Below are 26,871 nucleotides of genomic sequence, written 5' to 3'. Positions count from 1 at the left end.
TCAGGTCACAATATGGTTTTGTTCGATAAGCTCCGTCAGCGTGGTTTGTACATTCTCCAGGGTTACCAGTTGCGTGGAGTGGTAAGTGCTGCCCGCCCCGTCACGGTCAATAGAGAGGGTGGTATTGCCGCCGCTGGTGCTGACGCTGAGATAGTTGCCCAGCGAGGCGGTTTGCCCGTTCCAGCCCACCAGCAAATCGGCGATGTCAATTTTGTCGCCCTGCGCCAGCGAGAAGTTTCTCCATGTGTCAGTCCCGTTGCCGCCCGTGGCATCGCTGGCGTTGAGCAGGTTGTAGATCAGCGTGTCGCCATATACCGATCCCACCAGCACGTCGCTTTGCACGGTACTGCTTACCTGCGGGGCGATATCCACCGTCAGCGTGGCGGTATCGGTATGACCGTGGGTGTCATTGAGCGTGTAAGTGAATGTCTCCTTCGTGGTGATGGACGAGAGCGCCACACCGTTGTTGAGCGTGTAGGTGTACGAACCGTCGGTGCGAATTTGCAGCGAACCGTAGTGGCCCTGAATGGTTGTAGTGGCGCTGGAGTAAGGATCCAGCGTGGCGGTACTGCCGTTGTAACCGGTAATGGTCAGGCGCGTATCGACGGTATTCAACTGATCCATCGCACCGCCGGAGTCGCTGCCGTCAAAGATATTGCCGCTGACGGTGTGCGTGCCGGAGGTTTCGAAGTTATCCAGATCGACCGTCGTCCCGGTGATTTTCGGCGTAATGGTCGCTGCGCCCGCCAGGGTGTTATTGCCGGTGAAATTCAGCGTGTAGGTGCCGCCATCCAGCTCCAGCCCGCTCAGATTGACGGTCACGGTGGCGCCGCCGAGCGTGATATTGGCGACCGGCACGGTACCGGAGCGAACGACCACGCCGTTTTCCAGTATTGACCAGCTAATGGTCAGATTGCCCAGCGTCACCAGCGTCGAGACATCAAAGACGATGGACGCGCCTTTCAGAATGGTGCCTGCCGCGACGTCAAAGGTTCCGCTGCCGCTACCGGTTCTGCCAAGGACTCCCCAACTGGCACTCCCGACGGTGGAATCCAGATAACTCGTGGTGTCCTGTACGGACGGGGCCAACAGGGTATCGCTGACATCGTTCACGGCATCCAGCGGACGGGCAGTCGGCTGGATATTGAGCGAGGCGGTATCGGTATCCCCGTTTGGCGCTTTCACCGTGTAGATGAAGCTGTCCGGTGTTTTGGTGCCGTCCGCGCCTACGCCGCTTTTCAGGGTGTAGGTGTAGTTCCCTTTCGCATCAATGGTTAACGTGCCGTAGGTGCCGACAATAGTCGTCGGGCCGGTAGCGGCAACCGCCACACCGTTTACCTGGGTGACCAGCGTGCCGGCGGGGGCGATATCATCGCTCAACACATTGCCCTGGGTGCTGGTGGTCAGGCTGTCAACGCTGTAAACATGATCCTCCAGCACGTTCAGGATATAGCCGGTTAACGCCGTGACGCCAAATGCCGGGTTCAGCAGGAACAGGTATTCGCCGCCCGGCAGATTCAGCGTCAGCTTGTCGGACTGACCGCCCAGCAGCGGTGCGTTCAGCCAGTTTTTCTCCACTCGCCACTGTTCAAACTTCTGGGTGACGTCGTTGAAGCGATAGATGTACAGATCGAAGCTGGACGCCACCGCCACGCCGCCAATGGAGGATTGCAGCGTCATGGTGCGCGTAGAACCCTGCTCAACGTCGAAAATAATCGGGTTACTCAGTTTGTCCAGTACGCCCAGATCCAGCACGTTGCCCAGACTGACGTTCACCACCGTAAAGCCGCCCTGCGAGGACGCCCCGTTGTTGATCGCCTCCACATGCGTGTCATAGGGCAGGGTGGAGACGTTATCGACGGCGGTCACGCTGCTGACCGGAGCGTCATTGCCCAGAGTAATCACCAGCTTCGCCGAGGCGCTGTTGCCGCCGCCGTTGATGGTGTAGGTGAAGCTATCCGTGCGGCCAATCACTGAGGCCGGACTGTTCGGGTTCAGCGCATAGCTGTAGCTACCGTCCTGATTAATCGTCAGCGTGCCGTAGACACCCTGAATGACGTTACTGCCAGCGTAAAGCGTAAAGACTTGTCCGTTGGCGTTAGTGACTGTGGTGACAAGAGTATCCTGCGGCGCGCTGTCGTTATTCAGCACGTTGCCAGTCTGCGGCGTAGTGGTAGTGATGGTACCGGCACTGGTCTCTTCGACGCTGACGTTCAGTGCGGTATAAGAGCCGGTTGCCAGCAGCGCGGTGTTATAGGTCAGAACCCGATAAGTACCGCCCTCCAGTCCGGACACGTTCACCGTGACGCCGCTGCTGCCGAGCGTCAGTAAATTGGCAAACTGTGCCTGCGCGGTGTCGATGACCGTGGTCCACGAGTTAGTCGCGGCATCATATTTCTGGATCGCCACCTCCTGCGTATTCAGCAACGAGAGCACAACCCCGGTAGCGCTGGCGTCTATCACCAGACTGGCGCTGCCGCCGTCCTGAATGGTGAACTCCACGGCTGCCGTATCGTTACCTAACACGTTCGCCACGTTGCCCAGCGCGCCAACCAGCAGCAAACCATAGTCGCTCAGTTGCTCGGTTGTGACGGTGGCACTGGAGGTTAACTCCAGATTTTCAACGTTATCGCTGGCCGAGATGGGCAGCGTTGGCGCGGTGACCTGCGTCGGGGTCGAGGCGTTGCCGACGGCGTCCGTGGCGCTGACGCTGATGTTCTCGCCGCTGGTCTGTTTGCGATCGAAGGTATAGGTGTAATTGCCGCTGCTGTTGGCGGTTGTGGTCACCGTTAAGCCCGTGCTAAGCGTGATGCTCACCGTACTGCCCGCTTCAGCGGTGCCGCTGATGCTGGCACCGTCGGCGCTCACGGTGCCCGTTGGCGCGGCCGTGACCGTATCCACCGTGACGGTATAACCGGATGACAGCGTACTGGTGCCGTTGGTGTTAGTGGCTGTGGCGGTGAGGATGTGCGTTCCGTCGGCGATGTTGGCCTGCGGGGTCAGTGACCAGTTACCTTGCGCATCCACGCTGGTGCTGCCAATAGAGACGCCGTCGCTGTACACCGTGATGGTGGAGAACGGCTGACCCGTCCCGTTTAACAACGGTCTGGCGTCATTGGTGCCCTGACCGTTGGCCACCAGGCCGGTGATAGAGCCCACATCGTCCGTCAACGAGGCGATCACCGGGGCACCAGGCAGACCACTGAACGGCGCAATGACGCTGCCGGAGGTCCCGGTATTACCCGCTTTGTCCTGGGCGACTACCTGCAACGTCTCTCCACCGACCTGCGCAGGGGTAATCAGAATGTTAAAGCTGCCAGTGGTGCCGTCCGCAACGCCGGTACCCAGCACCGTGCCATTGCTGCTGGTGATAATGACCGTGCTGCCGGCCTCTGCCGTACCGGTGACGTGACTGCCGTTGGTGACTACCGCCAGATTGGTCGGCGTGCCGGGCGGCGTGGTATCCACCACGATGGTCGATGTCGCCGATGATGCGCTGACATTGCCCGCGGCGTCGGTGGCTTTGGCGGTAAAGGTATGCGTACCCTCCGTCAGTGCGGTGGTAGGCGTAAAGCTCCACGCGCCGTTGGCATCCGCCTGAATCGGGGTTGGCGTGAGTAACGTTGCGCCGTCATAGAGTGTGATGAATGCGCCCGGCTCGCTGGTGCCACGCAGCTCTGGCAGGGTGTCATTGGTGCTTTGTCCGCTGCCGACGGGACCGATGATATTGCTGACATCATCAAGAATGGTGGTAATCACCGGCGCGGTTGGCGCCAGCGTATCCACCGTGACGGCGAAACTGGCCGCCGGACCGACGTTGCCCGCGGCGTCAGTCGCGGTCACAGCAAGGGTATGCGCGCCGTTAGTCAGGGCGGTGGTTGGTGTGAAGGTCCAGTTGCCGTCCGTACCGACAACGAGGCTGCCAATGACCGTGCCGTTATCGGTAAAGGTTAGCGTGGTGCCTGGCTCTGCCGTGCCGTTAAGCGTAGGGCGAGTGTCATTGGTGCTCTGATTGGGCGACAGATTGCCGGTTTGCGGCGCGCTGTCATCGACCACAGAAGTGATTACCGGTGCCAGCGGCGCGGCGGTATCTACCGTGACGGTGAAGCTGGCAGAAGGACCGACGTTACCGGCGGCATCCGTTGGGGTGAAGGTTAACGGATGATTCCCCTGGCCCAGATCGCTGGTGGGGGTAAAGGTCCAGCTCCCGTTCGCCTCAACCGTCACGCTGGCGAGGGGAACGCCGTTGTCCGCGATGCTGATTGTGGTCCCCGGTTCACCGGTGCCGGTGAAAACAGGACGCGCATCGTTGGTGGTTTGACCGCTGCTCAGACTGCCGGTGACCGGGCCAACGTCATCCTGCACATTACTGATTATTGGCGCGCCAGGCGAAACGGTATCGACCGTCAGCGTAAAATTCGCTGATGCCGGGCCGGTATTGCCCGCGCTGTCGGTGGCGGTGACCCTCAGCGAGTGGGCCCCCTGGGACAATCCGTCCGGCCGGTAGCTCCAGCTCCCGCCTTCGGTCACGGTGGCGGTGCCAAGCAGAACGTTGCCATCGTAGACGTTAATGGTGCTACCGGGTTCACCGGTTCCGGTCATGATCGGGCGGGTATCATTGGTGCTTTGCCCGCTGGTGAGCGCACCGGTTCCTGGCGTCACGTTATCGGTGACGCTGACGATGGTGGGAGCCGGAGGGGCAACCGTATCGACGACCACAGTAAAGGCGGTGCCAGGGCTGACGTTACCGGCCGCGTCTGTGGCGGTTACGTTGAACGTGTGTGAGCCATTGCCCAGTGCGGTTGTGGGCGTAAAGGTCCATGCGCCTGTACCGTTGGCCTGCACGGTGCCTAGCAGCGTGGTGCCGTCAAAAATGCTGACGGTGCTGTTCGCTTCGGCGGTTCCGGTCAGCGTTGGCCGCGTGTCGTTGGTGCTTTGTCCGTTGTTCAGCGAACCACTATTCGGGGCGACATCATCACTGACGGAACTGATGACAGGAGCCGATGGCGCCTGTGTGTCCACGGTCAGAGTGAACGCGGCGGACGGGCCTTCGTTGCCTGCCGCGTCCGTGGCCGTGACGGTCAGATTGTGTGGGCCGCTGCCTAATGGGGTATCCGGTGAGAGCGACCAGCTTCCATCGGTGCCCACCACCACGCTGCCCACGGCGAGTCCGCCGTCATACAGCGTAACAGTGGCGCCCGGCTCCGCCGTTCCCTGGAAGGTTGGCTGAGTATCATTGGTGCTTTGTCCGTTCGCCAGTACGCCGGTTGACGGGGTGGTGTCATCGGTGACGCTTTGAATCACCGGTACCCGTGGCGCGGTGGTATCGACGTTCACCGTGTACGCGGTGGAAGGCGCGCTGACGTTACCCATCGCATCGGTGGCGGTGACGGTAATCGCATGTGAGCCTGTGGCAAGCGTCGGAGAGGTAAAACTCCAGCTACCGTTGGTGACCTGCGTGGTGCCGATTTTCACGCCATTGTCATAGAGGGTAATCGTACTGCCTTCTTCACCGCTGCCGGTAAAGGCGGGTGTGGTGTCATTGGTGCTGCCACCGTTACTGATGACGCCTGTTTGCGGCTCGCTGTTATCCGTGGCGCTGGTAAGGGTTGGCGCTACTGGCGGCGTGGTATCCACCACCACGACAAATGCTTCCGACGCGACGCTGGTATTCCCTGCCGCATCGGTGGCAGTGATGGTCAGATTGTGGCTGCCTTCCCCCAGACCGGTGGGAGGCGTAAAACTCCACGTGCCGTTGACGACCTGTACCTGACCGATTGGCGTATTGCCATCGTAAATCGTGATGGTTTCGCCGTTGGTGCCGCTGCCGCTCAGGGTAGGACGGGTATCGTTGGTCGTCTGCCCGCTGGTCAGCGTTCCCGTACCTGGGGCGACATCATCTGTCACGCTGCCAATCGACGGTTGTGCCGGTGGAGTGAGATCGACGGTGATGTTGACCACGGCTGACGCTTTGCTGCCATCCACGGTATCGATAACCTCGAAGGTGTGCAGGCCTTCGGCTAACGTGGCGGTGGATGTCCAGTTCCAGTTGCCGTTCTCGTCAACCGGGACGTTTGACGCGACAACGATGCCGTCGACCAGAATATCGACGGTTGAGTTCGGTGTGGAAACGCCGCGCAGCCCCGGTTGCGTATCGTCAGTGGTTTGTCCGCTCTTCAGATCGCCCTGAATGGTGCCGGTGTCATCGACTATCGCGCTGATGACCGGCAACCCGGTGCCGGAGCCGGTAAAGTTTGTGGGATCGCTGGTGTTACCGGCGGCATCCTGCGCCGTAGCGGTCAGCGAATTGACGCCCGTTTGCGCTGGCGTGACCTGAATCTGGAACGTGCCGTCTGTTGCCACGCCCGTACCAATCACATTGCCGTCGGTATCGCGGATTGTCACCGTGCTGCCGGTTTCTGCCGTGCCGCTGACCGTCGCGCCATCGGCTGTGATCGTTACCTCCTCCGGGGACGCCGGTTTAGTCAGATCGACGTTCAGCGAGATGGAGGCGGAAGGTGTGCTGACGTTCCCCGCCGGATCGGTGGCCGTTGCCGTCAACGTGTAATTGCCTTCGGTGAGCGGCGAATCCGGGGTGATCGTCCAGTTTCCTGCGGAATCGACTTCAGCCGTGCCAATCACCGTGCTGCCATTCGACAGGGTGATGGTGCTGCCGGGTTCGCCGGTACCGCTAATGGGTAACCCGGGCTGATTGGTGACTGCCGGACTGCCCAGCGAGGTGATAAACGGCGCGTCGGGTGCCTGGGTATCAATGATGATGCCAGTCGCTTCTGACGGCTGACTGGTGTTACCTGCGGCATCTTTTGCCGTCACGCTAAAGTTGTAATGGCCTTCGACCAGGGCGCTATCCGGGGTAAAGCTCCAGACGCCATCAATGACCTCGGCAGTGCCAATCTCCACGCCGTTATTCAGAATGGTAACAATGCTACCCGTCTCGCCCGTCCCACTCAGCGTTGGGGTGGTATCGTTGGTTTGCGCTCCGGCGTTCAACGCCCCGTCATCATCGCTCACAACCAGCGTTGGCGTGCCTGGCGCCTGGGTATCCACGCGAACAATGCGATCCGGCGAGGTGCTGCTGTTACCGGCGGGATCGGTCGCGGTGATCTTGATGATATGGTCGCCCTGCGACAGCAGTGGCGACGGGATGCTCCAGTTCCCGGAATTATCAATCACCAGCGATGGCAGCGCGACGCCATCCAGCGTGATAGTGATCGTGTCGCCTGGCGTACCACTTCCGCTCAGCAGCGGTCGCGTATCATCGGTGTACTGACCGTTATCGAGAGTGCCGGTCTGATTGCCGACGCGGTCAGTGACGGTCAGGTTGGGCACGGCGGGTGGGGTGGTATCTACCAGAATGCCGATCGGCGCGGAGGGTTCACTGATATTGCCCGCCGGATCGGTGCTGGTGAGGGTAAAAACATGGTCGCCTTCATCAAGGGCATCCGACGTGTAGCTCCAGACGCCGTTATTCACCGTGACGGTGGTAACCAGATCGCCATTGTCGTAAATGCTGATGATATCGCCATCTGTTCCCGTACCGCTCAGAACCGGCTGGGTTTCCCGGGTCGCCTGACCGTCGGTGAGTGGGCCATTTGCGCCATCCGTCAGCGTCAGCGCCGGAGTGTCGGGGGCGGTGGTATCCACCGTAATGGTTATCGGGGAGGATTTCTCGCTGGTGTTGCCCAGAGGATCGCTGGCGGTGACGCGCAGCGTATGGTCGCCTTCGCCCAGCGCGGGAGTCGGGGTAAAGCTCCAGCTCCCGTTTTCCGCAACTTTTGTCGTGCCAATGATCGCCGTTCCGTCATACACCGTAATGGTGTCTCCGGCGGTGCCGCTTCCACTTAACACCGGTTGCGTGGCGTCGGTCACGTCGTTGTCCGTCAGTTCACCTACGTTGCTGCCAGTGTTGTCAGTCAGGGTCACGATCGGAACGACTGGCGGCGTGGTATCGACGGTAATCGTGATGGGTGCAGAAGGTGTGCTGGTCTGGTTTTCCGCATCGGTCGCGGTGACGGTGAAGGTATGGTCGCCGTCGCCCAGCACCGGTGTGGTGAGCGTCCAGTTGCCGTTGCTGTCCACGGTGGCGGTTCCCGCAAGCGGGGTCCCTCCGTCCAGAATGGTGATGGTTGCGCCGGGTTCACCGGTACCGTTTAAGGTCAACGTGTTGTCGTCCGTGCGCTGGCTGTTACTCAGATTGCCTTTCTGCGCGCCGGCATCATCGATAATCGCACTGATGACGGGGGCGTCTGGCGCTGTGATATCCGGGGCCGTAACGTCAGTTGGCTGGCTGGTATTGCTCGCGGCGTCGGTGGCGGTGACGCTCAGCGTTTCACCGTTGGCCTGCGGCGGGTTAAGGGTGATCACCAGCGTTCCGCTCTCCGGTACCGGACCGGTTTCCGCCAGCGTATTGCCGTCACTGTCTTTAATCGTAATCGTACTGCCGGGTTCGGCGGTGGCGGTCAGGGTGGTGCCGTCTGTTGAAATAACCGCCGTAGGTGGCTGCGGCGCGGTGGTATCCGGCGCGGTAACGTTGGCTGGCGTGCTGTTCTGATTTGCCGGATCGGTCACTGTGGCAGTAAGCGTTTCACCATTGGTTTGCGGCGTGTCCAGCGTGACGGTGAAATTCCCCTCGCCGTCGGTTTGACCCTGGCCAATCGGGTTACCGTCCGGATCGCGAATCGTCACCGTGCTGCCGGGTTCTGCTGTCCCCGTTACGGTGGTGCCATCATCCGAGACGTCCAGGTTTCCGGCGGGCTGCGGCGGGGTCGTGTCCGGGGCGAGGGCGGTCGCCGGAGGACTGGTCAGATTCGCCGGATCCTTGACGATGGCGGTTAAAATCTCTCCGTTGGTTTGTGGTGGGTTCAGTGTGACGGTGAATGAACCGTCGGGTTGAACCTGTTCAGATCCCAGCGGGGTGTTGTCGCTGCCGTAAATGGTCACCGTCGTGCCTGGCTCGGCGGTACCGGTTACGGTTGTCCCATCGTCGGAAACATCCAGATCACCGGCCGCCTGCGGAGGCGTAGTATCTGGAGCGGTTGCGTTGGCTGGCGAGCTGTCATTTCCCGCTTTATCCGTGGCGATGGCGGTCAGAACTTCTCCGTTTACCCGTGGCGGGTTGAGCGGGAAGCTGAATTTCCCTTCGCTGTCTGCGGTTACGGTGCCGAGCGTGGTGCCGCTGGCGTCAGCAATGGTGACTTTACTTCCCGCCTCGGCGTTGCCGGTCAGGACGGTTCCGTTTTGCGAGACGAGCAGATCGTCGGGAGCCGCCGGTGGGGTAGTATCCACGGTGACCGCAAATTCTATCGTATTGCCGCTGACGCCGTCCTCTGTGGTCTGCGTGGCCGTGTAGTTGTGCAACCCTTCAGGCACATCTGTCAGATCGAACGTCCACGTGCCATCGTTGGCACTCGCCGTGCCGATCGCGATACCATTTTCATAAATGGTCACGACTGCGCCAGGCAACGCGGTACCTGTAAGGGTGGGGGTGGTGTCCTTGGTAAACTGACCGCTGCCTAACGTCACCGCGATGGGTTGCGTGTCATCAATGATGCCGGTAATGGTGGGGGCATCAGGAAAACCTGAGTCGGAACCGAGAAAGGCGGCTTCGTCACCTTCGTTACCCGCAGCGTCAGAAATATCGGCATACAGCTGTTCGGAATCGGTTTGCGCTGAAGTGAGGCGAACGGTAAACCGGCCAGTGTCATCGACCTGAACCGAGGCCAGGACATTGTGCTGGTTGTCGAAAATCGTGACGACACAACCCGCTTCTGCGATCCCTGAAACCCAGAGCCCATCTTCAGAAATCGCTAACCCGGAGACCTCATCAGGGGCAATCGTGTCGACGGTAAAGGTGAAATCACCGGAGATGGCGCTGGTATTACCGTTTTCGTCCGTCGCGGTCGCGGTCAGTACGTGTTCGCCTTCGGAAAGCGGGAGGTCGGGTTTATAGCTCCAGTTTCCTTGTTCATCGACGATAACGATCCCCATGACCTGCCCATTGTCATAGAGGGTGATGACGGAGCCAGCTTCACCTGTACCGGCAATCATCGGCTGGCTGTCGTTGGTGCTCTGGTTTTCCTGAATCGCCCCCGTAATGGCGGAGACGGCATCTGTTGCGCTGGTAATCACAGGGGCCGTCGGTGGTGTGGAATTTTCCCCGCCCGGAAGGTTCGTGTTGTTATCGCCGCCGCTGTTATTTCCACTTCCGTTATTTCCGCCCGCGTCCCCCGGCGTGCCGCCGTTCCCGGAACCATCATCAGGATTACCATTGTCGTTATCATGATGATGACTGCTGCCACCTCCCGAGGATGCGATGGCCACGATTCCACCGGCAGCAACCGCGCCACCCAGAAGCCATGGCCAGAGTGCTCCGCCTTCGTGAGATTCGCCGGCAGTAACCAGTAAATCGTCAATGGTTGAAATTTGTTCAAAATGCAGACCGTTTTCCGGGTTTTCCACCCACCACAGAGCACCGTGACTGTCTTCCAGCACCAGTTGGCTGGCCCCCTGGTCGTTCGCCACATAGAAATTTTTAACGGTCAGTTTTTCACCGGACGTAAAGGTGATCACCAGATCCTGATTCACACGAGCCAGTTGGCTGATGTCGCTACGCTCTGCGGATAATTTCACAATGGAAGGGGCATTAAGTGTGACTTCAGAGGCTTCAACATTGGTGGAAACGCCCGTCAACCTGGATATAACGGCGAGATGACGCATATGATCACTCCTGATGGCTAGCTCTGTGCATAAATTCGTTAAAACTACCGGGCAGGGAAAAGTACAGACGAGCGATCCCGTTCATCATGTGGATGAATTCTTGCCGGTGATGACAATGTTATGGCCGTGCAGATGATGGTTTCTGTTGCGTTGAATAACCCTTTGTTTTTTTGATCCACTGGTACTTTCGTATTAGATGATATAGTCAGAAAGAACTCATTCTGCAAATTAACGTATATTTGCGATTTGTTTAGTGGCGGTAAAATATATACAGTTTTGCACCGATTGGCGACGTGAAACGGTACGGTGCGGAAAGCGAGTGTGATTTATCTCATTGTATTGAAATTAATTTTATGATTTCTGTTAGCCGGATAGGTATTGATTTCTTACATAAATTGTATTGGTATTTTTGACTATTAAAATGTCAAAAAAAATTATTTGAAGTATTAGATTATTGGACTATGTACGTAATATGAATAGGGTTGAAGATATATTCTTATCAGTTTTACGTTTCGGGGAAATAGAAATAATAAAGGAGAGAATATATTTTTGGAGTTTCAACAGGTAAATAATGATGACCTACCTCAAATGCGAGGCAGGTCACATAATAACATCGTTAGCGTCCGGCATTTTTCATAATGCGCGCTTTATCCAGTTGCCATTCACGTTCTTTCAGGTCGGAACGTTTGTCGTGCTGTTTCTTACCCTTCGCTACGCCAATTTTGACCTTGCACCAGGCATTCTTCCAGTACAGAGAAAGGGCGACAACAGTGTAGCCTTCACGATTCACGCGACCATACAGGGAATCAAGTTCACGCTGATTCAACAGCAGTTTACGGGTGCGAGTGGGATCGCACACCACGTGCGTGGAGGCCACCGCCATCGGCGTAAAGTTAGCGCCGAACAGGTACGCTTCGCCGTCTTTCAGGATCACATAGCTGTCGCCGATGTTGGCTTTACCGGCGCGCAGGGATTTCACTTCCCACCCTTGCAGAGCGAGTCCCGCTTCGAACTCTTCTTCGATAAAGTATTCGTGTCGCGCGCGCTTGTTGAGCGCGATGGTGGCTGAGCCAGGTTTGTGTGCTTTTTTCTTCGTCATAGTGCCGCTCAGTATAGGTAATCTGGAATCGAAAAACACCCCATTTCATCCTTTGGGGCGCAAGGAGATATCTTAACATGAACGTGGTTGTACCCTATTGTGGGATAGCGTTTTTTTTACCTTGTGATAAATGGTATTATTTGTTCGATTTTTGTTGATGGAAAGAGCTATGCCGCAGATTAGTCGAACCGCGTTAGTCCCTTACAGTGCGGAACAGATGTATCAGTTAGTGAATGATGTTCAGTCCTATCCCCAGTTTTTACCGGGTTGTACCGGCAGCCGTGTTCTCGAGTCTACACCAGGACAGATGACGGCCGCAGTGGATGTCTCTAAGGCGGGGATCAGCAAGACGTTCACCACGCGAAATCAGTTAACCAGTAACCAGAGTATCTTGATGCATCTGGTCGACGGTCCGTTCAAAAAATTGATTGGTGGCTGGAAATTTACGCCGCTGAGTACGGATGCCTGCCGCATTGAGTTTCATCTCGATTTCGAGTTTACCAATAAGCTGATCGAGCTGGCGTTTGGCCGTATCTTCAAAGAGCTGGCATCCAATATGGTGCAGGCTTTTACGGTTCGAGCCAAAGAGGTCTACCGTGTCGCCTAAGATTGTCGTTGAGGTGGCCTATGCGCTGCCTGAGAAACAGTACCTGCAACCGGTGACGTTGCAGCCGGGGGCAACGGTCGAAGAGGCTATCCGCGCGTCGGGGCTGCTGGAACTGCGAACCGATATCGACCTGACGAAAAACAAAGTCGGTATTTACAGTCGTCCGGTCAAGCTGGCGGATGTGTTACAGGATGGCGATCGGGTAGAAATTTATCGACCACTGATTGCCGATCCGAAAGAGTTGCGCAGACAGCGGGCAGAGAAATCGGCAAAAAAATAGCAGATAACAAAAAAGGTGCTCTGAGAGCACCTTTTTTGTTATCTGAAGACAAGCTTACGGATTGTTGGTCAACGAAGGCTTGTTATCGATATTGGTCAATACACCGCTGCTGTTGAAGGTTAACGTCAGCGTTTGCTGCGTAACACCTTCATGGCCCGGCTGTTGACGGAACACATAGAACCAGGTGTTGGTGCCAAACGGATCGGACATCATCGGCGTACCCAGCGCATAGGCAACCTGTTGTTGCGTCATGCCCACACGAATTTTGGCTACATCGTTCGCGGTCAGATAGTTCCCCTGGTTGATATCAGGGCGGTAAACCACTCGCTCCAGAGTGGAACAGCCTGCGGTCAACATCAATAATACTGCTGCGGCAGCAGTCAGCGTTTTACAGCGCATAGTGATTTGATTCCTTTTCGGGCCCGAGCAGTACGTGGCTCATATGTAATATGCCGATGATAATAGACCTTTCACCACTTTAAAACCTTTTGCTTACGGGTCCGACGGCGTTTTTGTTGTCTACTCTGACCGTTAGGGTGCAAAAAAGTTTACGCTGCCAGCAGTTCTTTCGCATTTGCTAGGGTGTTGCGCGTTACTTCGCTGCCGCCCAGCAGGCGCGCCAGCTCCTGTAACCGTGCGCGTTTATCCAGTGGTTGCATGTGCGTTTCGGTCATTTCGCCGTCGGTCTCTTTACTGACAAAAAAGTGCTGATGACCGCATCCCGCCACTTGTGGAAGGTGCGTGACGCACATCACTTGTGTTGACTCACCGAGCTGACGCAGCAATTTCCCGACCACTGCGGCTGTTGGACCACTGATGCCGACATCGACTTCATCGAAAATCAGCGCCGGGGTTTCCATCTTACGTGCGGTAATCACCTGAATGGCGAGAGCAATACGCGACAGTTCCCCACCGGAGGCCACTTTGGCAATCGGCTGCATCGGCTGGCCTGGGTTAGTTGTCACTTTAAACTCGACGCGGTCTGCGCCGTCCTGGCTCAGATGGTGCTCATCAAACGCCACGTCGATAGTGAAACGACCGTGTGGCATAGAGAGTGAGTGCATACTCTCGGTAATGAGGGTACTCAGTTCCTGGGCATAGTGCTGACGTTGCTCATGCAGCGCTTTCGCTGCTTCCAGCGCCTGCTGGCGGTGTTTGTTCACGGCCAGAGTCAACGTTTCCAGCGAGTCGGCCTGATCGTCGAGCTGCTGCTGTTCCTCCAGTAACGACTGGTAATACTGTGGCAGCGCTTCCGGACTGACGTGGTGTTTACGGGCCAGCGAAATTTGCTTCGAGATACGCTGTTCCAGTTCGAACAGGCGATTAGGGTCTAAATCCAGGCGATCGCAATAGTGGCGCAGCTCGTCACTGGCTTCCGTGAGTTGAATCGTTGCCTCTTCCAGCATATCAAGAATGCCTGAGAGCTTACCGTCCATACCGACCAGTTCACTAACCAGTTGCTTTGCGGTATAGAGCTGACTTTGTAGGTTAACGTCTTCACCGTCTGCCATCAGTGACAGCGCATTCTGGCTGGTGGAGAGAAGCTGGCCGCTGTTGGCCAGGCGCTTGTACTCTTCATCAATCTGTTCAAACTCACCCGGCTGCGGGTTAAATTCATTCAGCTCTTTAAGCTGATATTGCAGCAGTTCCGCACGAGCGGCACGTTCCTGACTCAGCTGCTGGTGATGTGCTAAATCACGGCAGCTCTGGTGCCAGAGTTGGTAACGCGCAGCCATATCCTGCACCCGCACGGATTCATTCGCGTAGCCATCAAGCAAGGATTTTTGGTGTTCAGCTTTGGTCAGCAACTGATGCGCGTGCTGGCCATGAATTTGAATGAGCAGTTGTCCCAGTTCGCGAAGCTGAGAGAGGGGAACCGCAGTCCCGTTGATAAAACCACGGGAACGCCCGTCGCTGCTGATCACGCGGCGAAGTAAACACTCACGTCCTTCTTCAAGCTGGTTTTCTTCCAGCCAGCGCAGGGCTGCAGGGGTATCCTTCAGCGAAAAACGGGCGCACAGGTCAGCACGGCTGGCGCCGGCCCGGACCATGTCGGCTTCAGCACGGCCACCAAGGCACAAGCCGAGCGCATCAATTGCAATAGATTTACCCGCCCCAGTTTCACCGGTGATGACGGTCATTCCGCTCTGAAAATCGATCTCAAGTTCACGAACGATAGCAAAATTGCTGATGGTCAGTTGTGCCAACATAGTCGTTTTCCTGTATGAAAAACCATAACTGTAATTACATACAGTATAAACTGGTTTTTTATACAGTAAAGAGGTTGGTGTTAAATTAGAATAATTTTTTTGACCAGCCTAATTTGGTACTTAATGTATTGAAATAGCTATAATCTTTAGGGTGGATGAGATTCAGGTGATAGTCACAGCGGCGGATCAGTACATCTTCACCTTCCTGGATCGGCAACGCGATCTGACTGTCACAACTGATTTCGAGATCGTTACGGCGGTGCGAGAAGCGCAACCGAATAGTGCTGCTGCTGTTGATGACCAGCGGACGCGCAGAAAGGGTGTGCGGGAACATCGGCACCAGCGTGATGGCATCAAGCGACGGGGTCAGAATCGGCCCGCCGGCGGAGAGGGAATAGGCGGTGGAACCGGTAGGCGTTGAGATGATCAGGCCATCGGAACGCTGAGAGAAGGCAAAGCTTTCGTCAATATAGACTTCAAACTCAATCATATGCGCGACTTTGCCGGGATGCAGCACCACTTCGTTAATGGCGGTACTGATACGCTTCTGGCAGTCCTTCTGACACACCTGTGCTTCCAGCAGAAAGCGTTTTTCCGCGACGTAATGACCTTCCAGCACGTCGGCGAGCTGTTGCTGCGCGTTATCGGGGTCAAGGTCAGTCAGAAAGCCGAGATTGCCACGGTTGATACCGATCACTTTGATATCGTATCGCGCCAGCGTTCGCGCCGCACCCAGCATATTGCCATCACCGCCGACAACCACCGCGAGGTCTGCCTGCTGGCCAATCTCCGCCAGGGTGCCAATTTTCACATTCTTCAACTGCAACTCGTGAGCGATTTGTTGCTCAACAATGACCTCATACCCTTTCGTGCATAACCAGCGGTAGAGCATTTCATGTGTCGTGAGTGCCGTGGGGTGCCGAGGGTGTCCCACAATGCCGATACACTTGAAATGATTATTCATTTTTTCGAGGTCCTTGTGACGAAGATTGATGACAATGTGAGTGCTTCCCTTGAAACCCTGAATCTGATCCCCATAATAAGCGAAGTTAGCGAGATGAATGCGAAAAAAACGCGGAGAAATTCATGAGTAGTAAAGAACAGAAAACGCCTGAGGGGCAAGCCCCGGAAGAAATTATCATGGATCAGCACGAAGAAGTTGAGGCGGTTGAATCAGACGCTTCTGCTGAGCAGGTGGATCCGCGCGATGAAAAAATTGCGAATCTGGAAGCGCAGCTTACTGAAGCTCAGACCCGTGAACGTGATGCGGTGTTGCGCATAAAAGCGGAAATGGAAAACCTGCGTCGCCGTACCGAACTGGACGTTGAGAAGGCACACAAGTTCGCGCTGGAGAAATTCGTCAATGAACTGCTGCCGGTGATTGATAGCCTGGATCGCGCGCTGGAAGTGGCGGACAAAGCCAATCCGGATATGAAGCCTATGGTGGAAGGGATCGAACTGACCCTGAAATCGATGCTGGATGTGGTGCGCAAGTTTGGCGTTGAAGTGATTGCTGAGACGAACGTTGCGCTGGATCCGAACGTGCATCAGGCGATTGCGATGGTCGAGTCTGAAGACATCGCGCCGGGCAACGTGCTGGGTATTATGCAGAAAGGCTATACGCTAAACGGTCGTACGATCCGCGCGGCGATGGTGACCGTTGCGAAAGCGAAAGGTTAATCTTTCGGCTATTTATATTGCCGGATGGCGCTGATGTTTATCCGGCCTACGGCCCACTGGAAAACCGGCGGGCCGTTTTCATTACTCCGCGACACTCTCCCGCAGCGGTTTAACGGGCAACACTTTGACCTGTTTAATCATATTCTCCTGGACGTCGAGAATATCGATATCATATTGACCGATGCGCACGCGAGTGCCCGCAATCGGGATCTCTTCCAGTGCTTCCAGAATCACGCCATTTACCGTACGCGCATCGTCTTCCGGCAGATGCCAGTTAAACGCTTTGTTAATTTCCCGCACGTTGGCGCTGCCATCGATAATCACCGAACCGTCATTTTGCGGCGTCACTTCCTCAGCCAGCGTAGGTGACATCGAGGTGGTAAAGTCGCCGACAATCTCTTCAAGAATATCTTCCACCGTGACCAGCCCCTGAATATCGCCATATTCATTGACCACCAGGCCGACTTTCTTTTTATTACGCTGAAATTTGATGAGCTGTGTGCTGAGTGGCGTGCCCTCCGGGACGAAGTAAATCTCATCGGCGGCGCGCAGCATGGTCTCTTTGGTGAACTCTTTCTTTTCCGACATTAACCGCCAGGCTTCGCGAACGCGCAGCATGCTGATAGCGTCATCCAGCGAGTCACGGTACAACACAATACGCCCGTGCGGCGAGTGCGATAGCTGACGCACGATGGACTTCCAGTCGTCATTGATATCAATTCCCATAATTTCACTGCGCGGCACCATGATGTCATCCACGCTGACCTTTTCCAGATCGAGCACTGACAGCAGCATGTCCTGGTTGCGCCGGGAAATTTGCGAGCGGGATTCATTCACGAGGGTTCGTAACTCATCTTTACTCAACGAACCGCTGATGACGATATCGGTTTTAATGCCCATCATGCGCATCAGTAATCGGGTGATAGTGTTGAGCAACCAGACCAACGGCATCATCAGAATCTGTAACGGCGCCAACAGGAAGCTGCTGGGATAGGCCACCTTTTCCGGGTACAGCGCCGCAATGGTTTTTGGCAGAACTTCGGCAAACACCAGCACGACGAAGGTCAGCACGCCGGTGGCGATGGCAACGCCCGCATCGCCATACAAACGCATACCGACAATGGTGCCGATGGCCGAAGCAAGAATATTGACCAGGTTATTACCAATTAGTACCAGGCTTATCAGGCGATCGGGCTTACGCAGCAGCTTTTCAACGCGCTTTGCTGGACGGTTCCCTTGTTTGGCAAGGTGGCGTAAGCGATAGCGATTCAGGGTCATCATTCCGGTTTCGGAACCGGAAAAATAAGCGGAGATAACCACCATGACGATCAATGTGACGATCAGCGTGGTGGTGGAGATGTGTTCCAGGGGGCGCCTCCTTTAAGGCTTAGCTGACAAACTGCTGCAATATCCGGCTACCGAAATAAGCCAGCGTCAGGATCCCGGCGCCTGCGACGTTAAACCACACAACACGACGACCGCGCCAGCCTTCATGATAATGTCCCCACAACAGAACAATATAGACAAACCATGCGATGATCGAGAGCACCGCTTTGTCGATATTTTCCATGCTGAACAGATTGTGCATGTAAAACAGGCCGGTACACAGGGTGAGCGTCAGCAGGACCACGCCAATCTGCGTGATGTGGAACATCTTGCGTTCGATGCTCATCAGCGGCGGCATTTCATTATTGAATGCCAGCTTTTTGTTTTTAAGCTGATAGTCGATCCACGCCAGTTGCAGCGCGTACAGTGCGGCGATAATGAGTGTCGCATAAGAGAACAGCGACAACCCGATGTGGACCATCATTCCCGGCGTGGCTTCAAGGTGGGTGATGAACTCGTTCGGCATAAAGGTCGCGAAAGCCAGATTGATCAGCGCGAAGGCATACACCACTGGCAACAGTAGCCAGCCACGGTTGCGCGAGGCGACAATCGTCATCACCGTACAGATCATCAGGCTGACCAGCGAACCGACGTTCAGCAGGCTCAGGTTTTGTCCGCTATCACCACCCGGCAGAATGCGGGCTTCAAGCGCAATGGCGTGACACACCAGCGCGACAACCGCAGAAAGAATGGCCATACGCCGCCAGCCGCTGTTTTTTTGCAGCAGAGCGGGGACGATCAGCGCGAGGCTGACGGAATAGGCGACAAGGGCGAGCAAAGCAAAAACGGGCATAGTGGTGTCGACAGTTGGCCAGTGAGAAAGAGAAGCAGTATAGCGTTACGTGACCGCGGCTCCAACCGTTGCATAACAACAAAGACGGCTTCATGTTATACTGCGACAAAATTCTGTTCATGTGTCGCTTGAGCGACCAACCGTTTCCACCCCAGGCGAGAGACAATGTTTGATAATTTAACCGATCGTTTGTCGCGCACGCTGCGCAATATCAGTGGCCGCGGACGCCTTACTGAAGACAACGTTAAAGAGACGCTGCGCGAAGTGCGCATGGCGCTGCTGGAGGCTGACGTTGCGCTGCCGGTAGTGCGAGAGTTTATCAATCGCGTAAAAGAGAAAGCGGTTGGGCATGAAGTTAACAAGAGCCTGACGCCAGGGCAGGAGTTCGTCAAGATTGTCCGTAACGAACTCGTGGCGGCGATGGGCGAAGAGAACCAGAGCCTGAATCTGGCTGCGCAGCCGCCAGCCGTGGTGCTGATGGCGGGCTTGCAGGGTGCGGGTAAAACCACCAGCGTCGGTAAGCTGGGTAAGTTCCTGCGCGAAAAGCACAAGAAGAAAGTGCTGGTCGTCTCCGCTGACGTATATCGCCCTGCGGCGATCAAACAGCTGGAAACGCTGGCCGAGCAGGTTGGCGTTGATTTCTTCCCGTCGGATGTCGGCCAGAAGCCGGTCGATATCGTTAACGCGGCGCTGAAAGAAGCCAAACTCAAATTCTACGACGTGCTGCTGGTGGATACCGCCGGTCGTCTGCACGTTGATGAAGCGATGATGGACGAAATCAAGCAGGTCCATGCTTCTATCAATCCGGTAGAAACCCTGTTTGTGGTCGATGCGATGACCGGTCAGGATGCGGCGAATACCGCGAAGGCGTTCAATGAAGCGCTGCCGCTGACCGGCGTGGTGCTGACTAAAGTTGATGGTGACGCCCGTGGCGGTGCTGCGCTCTCTATTCGTCACATCACCGGCAAGCCGATCAAATTCCTCGGCGTTGGCGAGAAAACCGAGGCGCTGGAGCCGTTCCATCCGGATCGTATCGCGTCACGTATTCTCGGCATGGGCGACGTGCTGTCGCTGATCGAAGATATCGAAAGCAAAGTTGACCGCGCGCAGGCTGAGAAGCTGGCGACGAAACTGAAAAAGGGCGACGGTTTTGATCTGACCGACTTTCTGGAACAGCTGCGCCAGATGAAAAACATGGGCGGCATGGCGAGCCTGATGGGCAAGCTGCCGGGCATGGGGCAGATCCCGGACAACGTGAAGTCACAGATGGATGACAAAGTGCTGGTGCGCATGGAGGCGATCATCAACTCGATGACGCTGAAAGAGCGCGCGAAGCCGGAAATCATCAAAGGGTCCCGTAAACGCCGTATCGCACAAGGCTGCGGTATGCAGGTGCAGGACGTTAACCGCCTTCTGAAACAGTTCGACGACATGCAGCGCATGATGAAGAAGATGAAGAAGGGCGGAATGGCCAAAATGATGCGAAGTATGAAAGGGATGATGCCGCCAGGATTCCCTGGTCGCTAAAAACAAGGGTATAAGGCTATCTTGTTTGCCATTTTAGTTCCGGGGTGTGCTCGAAATGCTCACGTACTACGTGTACGCTCCGCTTTTTGCGCGCACGCCGGAACGAAACTGGCTTCACCGATATACATCTTCTATCCCTTGTTTACTGTCCAGCATCAAGATGCTGATTGCAATTTCCCCAGAAATCAGTAAAATTTTCGGGCTTTTAATATGACACCGGGCTCCGTTCCTCGATGGGGCCCGGTTGTTTTATTCACACAAGAGGATGTTATGGTAACTATTCGTTTAGCTCGTCACGGCGCTAAAAAGCGTCCGTTCTACCAGGTTGTTGTTACTGACAGCCGTAACGCACGTAACGGTCGCTTCATTGAGCGCGTTGGCTTCTTTAACCCAATCGCTAGCGAAAAAGAAGAAGGCACTCGCCTGGATCTGGATCGCATCGCTCACTGGGTTGGCCAGGGCGCGACCATTTCTGATCGCGTTGCTACGCTGATCAAAGAAGTAAGCAAAGCAGCTTAATCTGTCACGGTGGTCATGATGAGCAAGCAACTCACTGCGCAAGCACCCGTGGACCCGATTGTCTTAGGGAAAATGGGATCGTCTTACGGTATTCGTGGTTGGCTCAGAGTGTTTTCTTCCACTGAAGACGCCGAAAGCATTTTTGACTATCAGCCCTGGTTTATCCAGAAGGCGGGTCAGTGGCAGCAAGTACAGCTGGAAAGCTGGAAGCACCACAATCAGGATCTGATCATCAAGCTGAAAGGCGTTGAAGATCGGGATGCTGCGAATCTGTTGACCAATTGCGAAATTGTCGTGGATTCTACGCAACTGCCAAAACTGGAAGAAGGTGACTACTACTGGAAAGACCTGATGGGCTGCCAGGTAGTGACCACTGAAGGCTACGATCTCGGTAAAGTCGTCGACATGATGGAAACCGGATCGAATGACGTCATCGTCATTAAGGCAAACCTGAAAGATGCGTTTGGTATCAAGGAACGCCTCGTGCCGTTCCTCGATGGGCAGGTTATCAAGAAAGTCGATCTCACTACGCGGACTATCGAAGTAGATTGGGATCCTGGTTTTTAAACCACCGGATAAGCGGTAAATGACGGCGTGATGGGGATTGGCTTGTGTTTATAGGTATCGTTAGCCTGTTTCCAGAAATGTTTCGCGCAATTACCGATTACGGGGTAACTGGCCGGGCTGTTAAAAATGGCCTGCTGAACATCCAGAGCTGGAGTCCTCGTGACTTCACGCATGACCGGCACCGTACCGTGGACGATCGTCCTTACGGCGGCGGACCGGGGATGTTAATGATGGTACAACCCTTACGGGATGCCATTCATGCAGCAAAAAGCGCGGCGGGTGAAGGCGCTAAGGTGATTTATCTGTCACCTCAGGGACGCAAGCTTGATCAAGCAGGCGTCAGCGAACTGGCTACGAATCAAAAGCTGATTCTGGTCTGTGGTCGCTACGAAGGCATAGATGAGCGCGTGATCCAAACCGAAATTGACGAAGAATGGTCAATCGGCGATTACGTTCTCAGCGGTGGCGAGTTACCGGCAATGGTACTGATTGACTCCGTTTCCCGGTTTATTCCGGGGGTTCTGGGTCATGAGGCATCGGCAACGGAAGATTCCTTTGCGGATGGATTGCTGGACTGCCCGCACTATACCCGACCTGAAGTGTTAGAAGAGATGGACGTCCCGGCAGTGTTACTGTCAGGAAACCATGCTGAGATACGTCGCTGGCGTTTGAAACAGTCGCTGGGTCGCACCTGGCTTAGAAGACCTGAACTTCTGGAAAACCTGGCTCTGACTGAAGAGCAAGCAAGGTTGCTGGCGGAGTTCAAAACGGAACACGCGCAACAGCAACATAAACATGATGGGATGGCGTAAGCCCCCGATTATCAGTTTACCCAGGATAAGAGATTAAATTATGAGCAACATTATTAAGCAACTTGAACAAGAGCAGATGAAGCAGGACGTACCTTCCTTCCGTCCGGGTGATACCGTGGAAGTGAAAGTATGGGTTGTTGAAGGTTCCAAAAAACGTCTGCAGGCATTCGAGGGCGTGGTTATCGCTATTCGTAACCGCGGTCTGCACTCTGCATTCACTGTTCGTAAAATTTCCAACGGCGAAGGCGTTGAGCGTGTCTTCCAGACTCACTCTCCGGTTGTTGACAGCATTGCTGTTAAACGTCGTGGTGCCGTTCGTAAAGCTAAACTGTACTACCTGCGTGAGCGTACTGGTAAGGCAGCTCGTATCAAAGAGCGTCTTAACTAAGATATCGCTCAGGCGACATCCTGTTAGAGGGGCTGGCCAGTTGGCTGGCCCTTTTTTTATCTCCGTAATACTCACAACGTTAACCTTCAGTTCATAAATCATTTACAATGCCCCTCGTTCTCTGCGGGAGGGACAGTGAATAACGGTAAATTTCGTCAGTCAGGTTTTCAGCGGCACGCGGCATGTCTCGCGTTGTTTGCGATCCTGCTGATTGTCATTGCCCCGCTAATCTCCGTTGCACTGCAAAAAGATCCAATGAGCGCGATGCTGGGTATGCATCATGAGATGAGTTCGATGGCGAAGCACACCGGGCATCACGGTGATTCTCCTTCCATTCCGATACCTGTCGATCACGGCGAAGCCTGTGGCTATTGTGTATTACTGGCTCATGTTCCAGGGCTTATCCTGGCGATGATGATTCTGCTCTGCGGCGTTCTGCTCAGAGTGCAATGTCAACCCACTCGTCCGACGGTAAAACACTGGTATTTCTTCCCCTGGCTGTATCCTGATACGCGCGCGCCGCCGCGCAGGTCCTCACTTTCCTGTTACTGAAAATAAGATTGACGCATAAGCGTCACGACACTCTTTTGCTTTTTCTGAGGAAAAGTATGACAACCTGCACACCGCGCGCGGCATGGATAACCCTGCTGCGACGCCTTCATTTCTACATCGGCCTGTTTGTCGGGCCATTTATCTTTGTTGCCGCACTGACCGGCACGTTGTATGTGGCGACGCCGCAGCTGGAAGAGGCCATTTACGCTCAGGCACTTAACGGGACGACGCAGGGAGAGCCGCAATCGCTGGCGGCACAGGTTGCGATCGCGCAGCAGGTGACTGGTGGGCACCTGCGCCTGCACGCCGTCCGCCCTGGACTGGAGCCGGGCGATACAACGCGCATCATGTTTACCGACCCTGCGCTGGCGGCTTCTGAACATCGGGCCATTTTTATCGATCCGGTAACCCTGGCCGTGAAAGGCGATATGCCGGTGTACGGCACCAGCGGTATCCTGCCGCTGCGGCAGTGGATTGATTATGCCCACCGTTCGCTATTGTTGGGGGAGGTCGGGCGTCTCTACAGTGAACTGGCGGCATCCTGGATGTGGGTGGCGGCGCTGGGCGGTATTACACTCTGGTCAGTAACGCGACCCCGGCGCCGGTTGAACAATCCGGTACAAAACCACCGTCGCTTGCACGTTACGCTGGGATGGCTGTTGTTAGTCGGAATGCTGCTGTTTTCAGCAACCGGACTGACCTGGTCGCAGTGGGCTGGCGGCAATGTGGATAAAATGCGCGCCGCGTTTGGCTGGCTGACGCCACAGCTTAACGCTCAACTTCATGGTGCTCGCCCGCTTCATGATGAGCACGCAGACCACCATGGCGGCAGGGAGATGCCTGCTGTCCAGGTGAATATCCGTCAGTTCGATACCGTATTACAGACCGCGCAGACGGCTGGCCTCAATGCGCTTCGGCTGGAGATTCGCCCGCCGAAGGATGCGCAGCACGGGTGGACGGTAACGGAAATCGATCGCCGATGGCCTACGCAGGTTGATGCCGTTGCCGTTGACCCGACGACGCTTCAGGTGACTGACCATACCCGATTTGCCGACTTCCCGCTGATGGCGAAGTTGACGCGCTGGGGCGTCGATTTTCATATGGGCATTCTGCTGGGATTGCCGAACCAATTACTGCTCATCGGTTTTGGCGTTGGCCTTTGCCTGATGATCGTGATTGGTTATCGGCTGTGGTGGATTCGCCGTCCTGCCGGCCCATCAGCCAGTCCGGCGCAGACGCTGGTTCAAAGCTGGCTCATGTTGAGCGTTTGGGGGCGTACAGGTGTTGGGTTACTGGCGATGACGCTCGGACTGGCAATGCCGGTGCTGGGGGGGAGTCTGCTGCTGTTTATGCTGGTCGACTGGCTGCGCTGGGTTCACGCGTCACGCGCGGTAATCGTGCAGCCAGCCGACTGAGGACTAAGGCGTGCTGATGACCACGGCGACACGGCGGTTTTCAGCGCGACCTTTCGCCGACTGGTTGCTGGCGATGGGGTATTTTTTCCCTAATCCCTGAGTGGTCAGATTGGTTCGCGGAATCTTCGCACCTTCTGACCACGCGTCCGCCACGACATTGGCGCGCTTGAGTGATAACGCCTCATTGTAGCTGTCCTCGCCATAGTTATCGGTATGCCCATCCATACGCGCATGATTCAGACCGACTGAAGCCAGACGAGCGGCCATCGACTGAATCTGCTGCTGGCTTTCCGCACGCAGTTTGTAGTCATTCTTATCAAACAGGATAGTGTCGGAAAGCCCCAGGGACCAGTCTCCCGCGGATTCAGTAAATCCGTACGATTGCATGGCTGCTATCTGCTCAGGGGTGAATTTGCCCTGTGGAGCCTGACAGCCTGCCAGCAGTAGTGTGGCAAGAATGAATGGGGATAAAAGACGCTTAAGCATGTGTGCATTCCTTTTTTATTTTATCGAGCGCACAGCGCGCTGATGTTTAGCCTGATACATATTACGATCGGCCAGTTCTTGTAATTTCTCGGCGGAAGCGTGCTCCCAGGTCAGCGCGTAACCCATACTCAGTGTCATACTGACTAAATGTCCGTTATGCAGGTCAAAAGGACGATTAAACTCGTGTGACAGCGCGGCGCTGATTCGCTGGACTTCATAGTCTGAATGGACGCCGTAAAGCACGACGGCAAACTCATCTCCGCCGAGGCGATAAGGAATATGGCGGTTGCCGCCAAATTCAGCCAGTCGTCTGGCGACTTCAATCAGCACGCGATCGCCTGCGGCATGTCCCCAGGTATCATTTATAAATTTGAAGTTATCGCCATCAAGAAACAGAAGCGCTGAGCTGCTACGGGCTGAATTGTCGTTCATCAGGGCGCTGATGCTGCTCCGGAACGCCGCCCGGTTTGCCAGCCCGGTCAGCGGATCGTGCAGCGCCGTTCGCAGTAATTGTGCATTTTTGGCCTGCAAACGCAGCTGCCACTCTTCCATTTCATCCAGCAGGCTGTTGAAGTCCTGGGCAAAATTGTGGAACTCTTCAATCCGCTCTTCAGAGACGCGGCGGGAGAAGTTACGGTTGGTACGCACATCGTGCACCACCTCGGTGATATTTTGCAGCGCCTCAACCACACCACGGTGCAGGTGACGCGTCAGCAAAATGGCAATACCGGAGGCCAGCAGAATCGACCCGGTAAGTACCGCCAGAGAAAGCCAGATGAAGTGGCTGATTAAGCTGTCGCGTGCGGTAAGTCGAACTTCACCGATAATTTCACCACTGTGCCAGACGGGCTGGGCGACGGGGAAGGGAAAGAGCCAGTGACTAATAAAATCCCCTAGCTTATCGTCGTTCTCCAGCGCGTTGTAGCGCCAGGAGGCAATGACATTCTGATTATTGTCGCGAACCTCAGCGGCGGAAAATTGCCCCTGTTGGCCGAGCGCGGCCAGCGTTTCTGCGGCGGCGGCATCATCGGCGAATACCAGCGCAGCTTCCAGACTATGGGTCATTGTCGCCGCCGTGAGCTCGAGGTTCCTTTGCGCATACTGTTTTAACGTCAGCACCGAGGCCACACATAGCAGCAGCCAGATCAACGTCATGGTCACGATCACGCTGGTGATGTTGATGCGTCGCAACGCTCGCTTAAATGTGGGACGGGGGGTTAGGGAAAGATCCTTATCCATTTTTATTATTCCGTGCGAGCATCAATACATCCGGATTGACTCTTACGCCACTGCGTGACAAGGAATCCAGATTAACGGCGAATCTGACATCATTATTGTTAATAATCAGACAAAAGGTGCTGCCAATAATGCATTCGGCATTCTGTTCTGCAATTAATAACAACGCCTTAGACGGATATTTATTCGCTAATTCAACCTGAGCAGTGGGAGATTCGCTGCCGAAATAAACACCATCACAACGCGCAGTTAATGCTTCTTGTTCGGTGTAAATAATAACAGGTTGATAAGGCAGCGACGTATCACTGCTGTCTCCCAGGACGTTGACGAACCGGGAAGACGAGAAAATACACAGTCTGGGTGGCCCTGAGAGGGCAGGCCAGCGCGTATAGCTGACAATGCCAGAGACCATGGTGCGAACGTTCTTCGCCGCATCAGGGATGTCATTTGCAAAAACTGGCGATCCTGCCAGTAAGAGCACCAGCAGCATCAGGCATCGGTGAGAAGCGGACATAACGATTTCCTCACCAGCATCTTTTATCAGTCATCAAAATACATCCATGTTTTGTTTAAAGCA

At 55.5% G+C, this 26,871-nt stretch carries 20 protein-coding genes; 10 read left to right on the top strand and 10 right to left on the bottom strand.

Annotated elements, in window-relative coordinates:
• Together HVZ37_RS16945 and smpB are read right to left on the bottom strand one after the other, a co-directional pair.
• The gene (locus tag HVZ37_RS16945; RefSeq protein ID WP_181627772.1) at positions 1-10,737 is read right to left on the bottom strand and encodes a BapA/Bap/LapF family large adhesin; all 10,737 of its coding nucleotides are present in this window, start codon (positions 10,735-10,737) and stop codon (positions 1-3) included.
• A 616-nt stretch (positions 10,738-11,353) separates the two neighbouring features.
• On the bottom strand, positions 11,354-11,836 hold the full coding sequence (gene smpB, locus HVZ37_RS16940) for an SsrA-binding protein SmpB (RefSeq protein ID WP_042325938.1): 483 nt from the start codon (positions 11,834-11,836) through the stop codon (positions 11,354-11,356).
• A 130-nt stretch (positions 11,837-11,966) separates the two neighbouring features.
• Here smpB and HVZ37_RS16935 point away from each other — a divergent pair, with 130 nt between their 5' ends.
• On the top strand, positions 11,967-12,443 hold the full coding sequence (locus HVZ37_RS16935) for a type II toxin-antitoxin system RatA family toxin (protein WP_042999680.1): 477 nt from the start codon (positions 11,967-11,969) through the stop codon (positions 12,441-12,443).
• Positions 12,433-12,723: an RnfH family protein gene (locus tag HVZ37_RS16930; RefSeq protein ID WP_042999681.1), complete on the top strand. Its 291-nt coding sequence runs from the start codon at positions 12,433-12,435 to the stop codon at positions 12,721-12,723. Before HVZ37_RS16935 ends, HVZ37_RS16930 begins: the two co-directional genes overlap by 11 nt.
• A 54-nt stretch (positions 12,724-12,777) precedes the next feature.
• Here HVZ37_RS16930 and bamE read toward each other — a convergent pair whose 3' ends face one another.
• The 3 genes from bamE to nadK form a co-directional block, all read right to left on the bottom strand.
• Positions 12,778-13,122, bottom strand: coding sequence for an outer membrane protein assembly factor BamE (bamE, locus tag HVZ37_RS16925; RefSeq protein ID WP_044255202.1), 345 nt, complete (start codon positions 13,120-13,122; stop codon positions 12,778-12,780).
• 149 nt (positions 13,123-13,271) lie between these two features.
• Complete coding sequence (recN, locus tag HVZ37_RS16920; RefSeq protein ID WP_042999683.1) at positions 13,272-14,933, bottom strand: DNA repair protein RecN; 1,662 nt, start codon at positions 14,931-14,933, stop codon at positions 13,272-13,274.
• An 85-nt stretch (positions 14,934-15,018) separates the two neighbouring features.
• Positions 15,019-15,897 carry an NAD(+) kinase gene (gene nadK, locus HVZ37_RS16915; RefSeq protein WP_042325929.1) on the bottom strand — a complete coding sequence of 293 codons (879 nt, stop codon included), beginning with the start codon at positions 15,895-15,897 and terminating at the stop codon, positions 15,019-15,021.
• 122 nt (positions 15,898-16,019) lie between these two features.
• Here nadK and grpE point away from each other — a divergent pair, with 122 nt between their 5' ends.
• Positions 16,020-16,613 (top strand): nucleotide exchange factor GrpE, encoded by a 594-nt coding sequence (gene grpE / locus HVZ37_RS16910; RefSeq protein WP_042999685.1) that lies wholly within the window; start codon positions 16,020-16,022, stop codon positions 16,611-16,613.
• Positions 16,614-16,694: 81 nt separating this feature from the next.
• Here grpE and HVZ37_RS16905 read toward each other — a convergent pair whose 3' ends face one another.
• Positions 16,695-17,981 carry an HlyC/CorC family transporter gene (locus HVZ37_RS16905; RefSeq protein ID WP_042999686.1) on the bottom strand — a complete coding sequence of 429 codons (1,287 nt, stop codon included), beginning with the start codon at positions 17,979-17,981 and terminating at the stop codon, positions 16,695-16,697.
• 19 nt (positions 17,982-18,000) lie between these two features.
• On the bottom strand, positions 18,001-18,792 hold the full coding sequence (locus HVZ37_RS16900) for an inner membrane protein YpjD (protein WP_042999687.1): 792 nt from the start codon (positions 18,790-18,792) through the stop codon (positions 18,001-18,003).
• A 165-nt stretch (positions 18,793-18,957) separates the two neighbouring features.
• Here HVZ37_RS16900 and ffh point away from each other — a divergent pair, with 165 nt between their 5' ends.
• From ffh to HVZ37_RS16865, 7 genes are all read left to right on the top strand, one after another.
• Positions 18,958-20,319, top strand: a complete 1,362-nt coding sequence (ffh, locus tag HVZ37_RS16895; protein ID WP_042325920.1) for a signal recognition particle protein — start codon at positions 18,958-18,960, stop codon at positions 20,317-20,319.
• 270 nt (positions 20,320-20,589) lie between these two features.
• Positions 20,590-20,838, top strand: a complete 249-nt coding sequence (gene rpsP, locus HVZ37_RS16890) for a 30S ribosomal protein S16 (protein WP_042325918.1) — start codon at positions 20,590-20,592, stop codon at positions 20,836-20,838.
• Positions 20,839-20,856: 18 nt separating this feature from the next.
• Positions 20,857-21,405: a ribosome maturation factor RimM gene (gene rimM, locus HVZ37_RS16885; RefSeq protein ID WP_042325915.1), complete on the top strand. Its 549-nt coding sequence runs from the start codon at positions 20,857-20,859 to the stop codon at positions 21,403-21,405.
• A gap of 44 nt (positions 21,406-21,449) precedes the next feature.
• A complete protein-coding gene (gene trmD, locus HVZ37_RS16880; protein WP_042999689.1) occupies positions 21,450-22,217 on the top strand; it encodes a tRNA (guanosine(37)-N1)-methyltransferase TrmD in 768 nt (255 codons plus the stop codon).
• Between the two features lie 40 nt (positions 22,218-22,257).
• Entirely contained in the window at positions 22,258-22,605 is a 348-nt protein-coding gene (gene rplS / locus HVZ37_RS16875; protein ID WP_012134695.1) for a 50S ribosomal protein L19, read from the top strand.
• Positions 22,606-22,740: 135 nt separating this feature from the next.
• Positions 22,741-23,157 carry a DUF2946 domain-containing protein gene (locus HVZ37_RS16870; protein ID WP_249418370.1) on the top strand — a complete coding sequence of 139 codons (417 nt, stop codon included), beginning with the start codon at positions 22,741-22,743 and terminating at the stop codon, positions 23,155-23,157.
• Positions 23,158-23,213: 56 nt separating this feature from the next.
• Positions 23,214-24,572, top strand: coding sequence for a PepSY-associated TM helix domain-containing protein (locus tag HVZ37_RS16865; RefSeq protein WP_181627771.1), 1,359 nt, complete (start codon positions 23,214-23,216; stop codon positions 24,570-24,572).
• 3 nt (positions 24,573-24,575) lie between these two features.
• Here HVZ37_RS16865 and HVZ37_RS16860 read toward each other — a convergent pair whose 3' ends face one another.
• Genes HVZ37_RS16860 through HVZ37_RS16850 form a run of 3 tightly spaced genes read right to left on the bottom strand, consistent with a single transcriptional unit; the run spans position 24,576 to position 26,808 of the window.
• Complete coding sequence (locus HVZ37_RS16860; protein ID WP_042999692.1) at positions 24,576-25,058, bottom strand: OmpA family protein; 483 nt, start codon at positions 25,056-25,058, stop codon at positions 24,576-24,578.
• A 15-nt stretch (positions 25,059-25,073) separates the two neighbouring features.
• Entirely contained in the window at positions 25,074-26,297 is a 1,224-nt protein-coding gene (gene dgcN / locus HVZ37_RS16855; protein WP_181627770.1) for a diguanylate cyclase DgcN, read from the bottom strand.
• Positions 26,290-26,808, bottom strand: coding sequence for a YfiR family protein (locus HVZ37_RS16850; protein ID WP_044255216.1), 519 nt, complete (start codon positions 26,806-26,808; stop codon positions 26,290-26,292). The genes dgcN and HVZ37_RS16850 overlap by 8 nt, the downstream gene beginning before the upstream one ends.
• Positions 26,809-26,871 lie beyond the last annotated feature (63 nt).

The organism is Citrobacter sp. RHB35-C17 (genome assembly GCF_013816795.1).
In the GTDB taxonomy this organism is placed as follows: Bacteria; Pseudomonadota; Gammaproteobacteria; order Enterobacterales; family Enterobacteriaceae; genus Citrobacter_A; species Citrobacter_A amalonaticus.
This window is presented reverse-complemented; position numbering and strand designations above follow the sequence as displayed.

Coding starts and splice junctions, on each gene's coding strand:
- HVZ37_RS16945 (WP_181627772.1), bottom strand. CDS start 10,737: ATGCGTCATCTCGCCGTTATATCCAGGTTGACGGGCGTTTCCACCAAT.
- smpB (WP_042325938.1), bottom strand. CDS start 11,836: ATGACGAAGAAAAAAGCACACAAACCTGGCTCAGCCACCATCGCGCTC.
- HVZ37_RS16935 (WP_042999680.1), top strand. CDS start 11,967: ATGGTATTATTTGTTCGATTTTTGTTGATGGAAAGAGCTATGCCGCAG.
- bamE (WP_044255202.1), bottom strand. CDS start 13,122: ATGCGCTGTAAAACGCTGACTGCTGCCGCAGCAGTATTATTGATGTTG.
- recN (WP_042999683.1), bottom strand. CDS start 14,933: ATGTTGGCACAACTGACCATCAGCAATTTTGCTATCGTTCGTGAACTT.
- nadK (WP_042325929.1), bottom strand. CDS start 15,897: ATGAATAATCATTTCAAGTGTATCGGCATTGTGGGACACCCTCGGCAC.
- grpE (WP_042999685.1), top strand. CDS start 16,020: ATGAGTAGTAAAGAACAGAAAACGCCTGAGGGGCAAGCCCCGGAAGAA.
- HVZ37_RS16900 (WP_042999687.1), bottom strand. CDS start 18,792: ATGCCCGTTTTTGCTTTGCTCGCCCTTGTCGCCTATTCCGTCAGCCTC.
- ffh (WP_042325920.1), top strand. CDS start 18,958: ATGTTTGATAATTTAACCGATCGTTTGTCGCGCACGCTGCGCAATATC.
- rpsP (WP_042325918.1), top strand. CDS start 20,590: ATGGTAACTATTCGTTTAGCTCGTCACGGCGCTAAAAAGCGTCCGTTC.
- rimM (WP_042325915.1), top strand. CDS start 20,857: ATGAGCAAGCAACTCACTGCGCAAGCACCCGTGGACCCGATTGTCTTA.
- rplS (WP_012134695.1), top strand. CDS start 22,258: ATGAGCAACATTATTAAGCAACTTGAACAAGAGCAGATGAAGCAGGAC.
- HVZ37_RS16865 (WP_181627771.1), top strand. CDS start 23,214: ATGACAACCTGCACACCGCGCGCGGCATGGATAACCCTGCTGCGACGC.
- HVZ37_RS16860 (WP_042999692.1), bottom strand. CDS start 25,058: ATGCTTAAGCGTCTTTTATCCCCATTCATTCTTGCCACACTACTGCTG.
- dgcN (WP_181627770.1), bottom strand. CDS start 26,297: ATGGATAAGGATCTTTCCCTAACCCCCCGTCCCACATTTAAGCGAGCG.
- HVZ37_RS16850 (WP_044255216.1), bottom strand. CDS start 26,808: ATGTCCGCTTCTCACCGATGCCTGATGCTGCTGGTGCTCTTACTGGCA.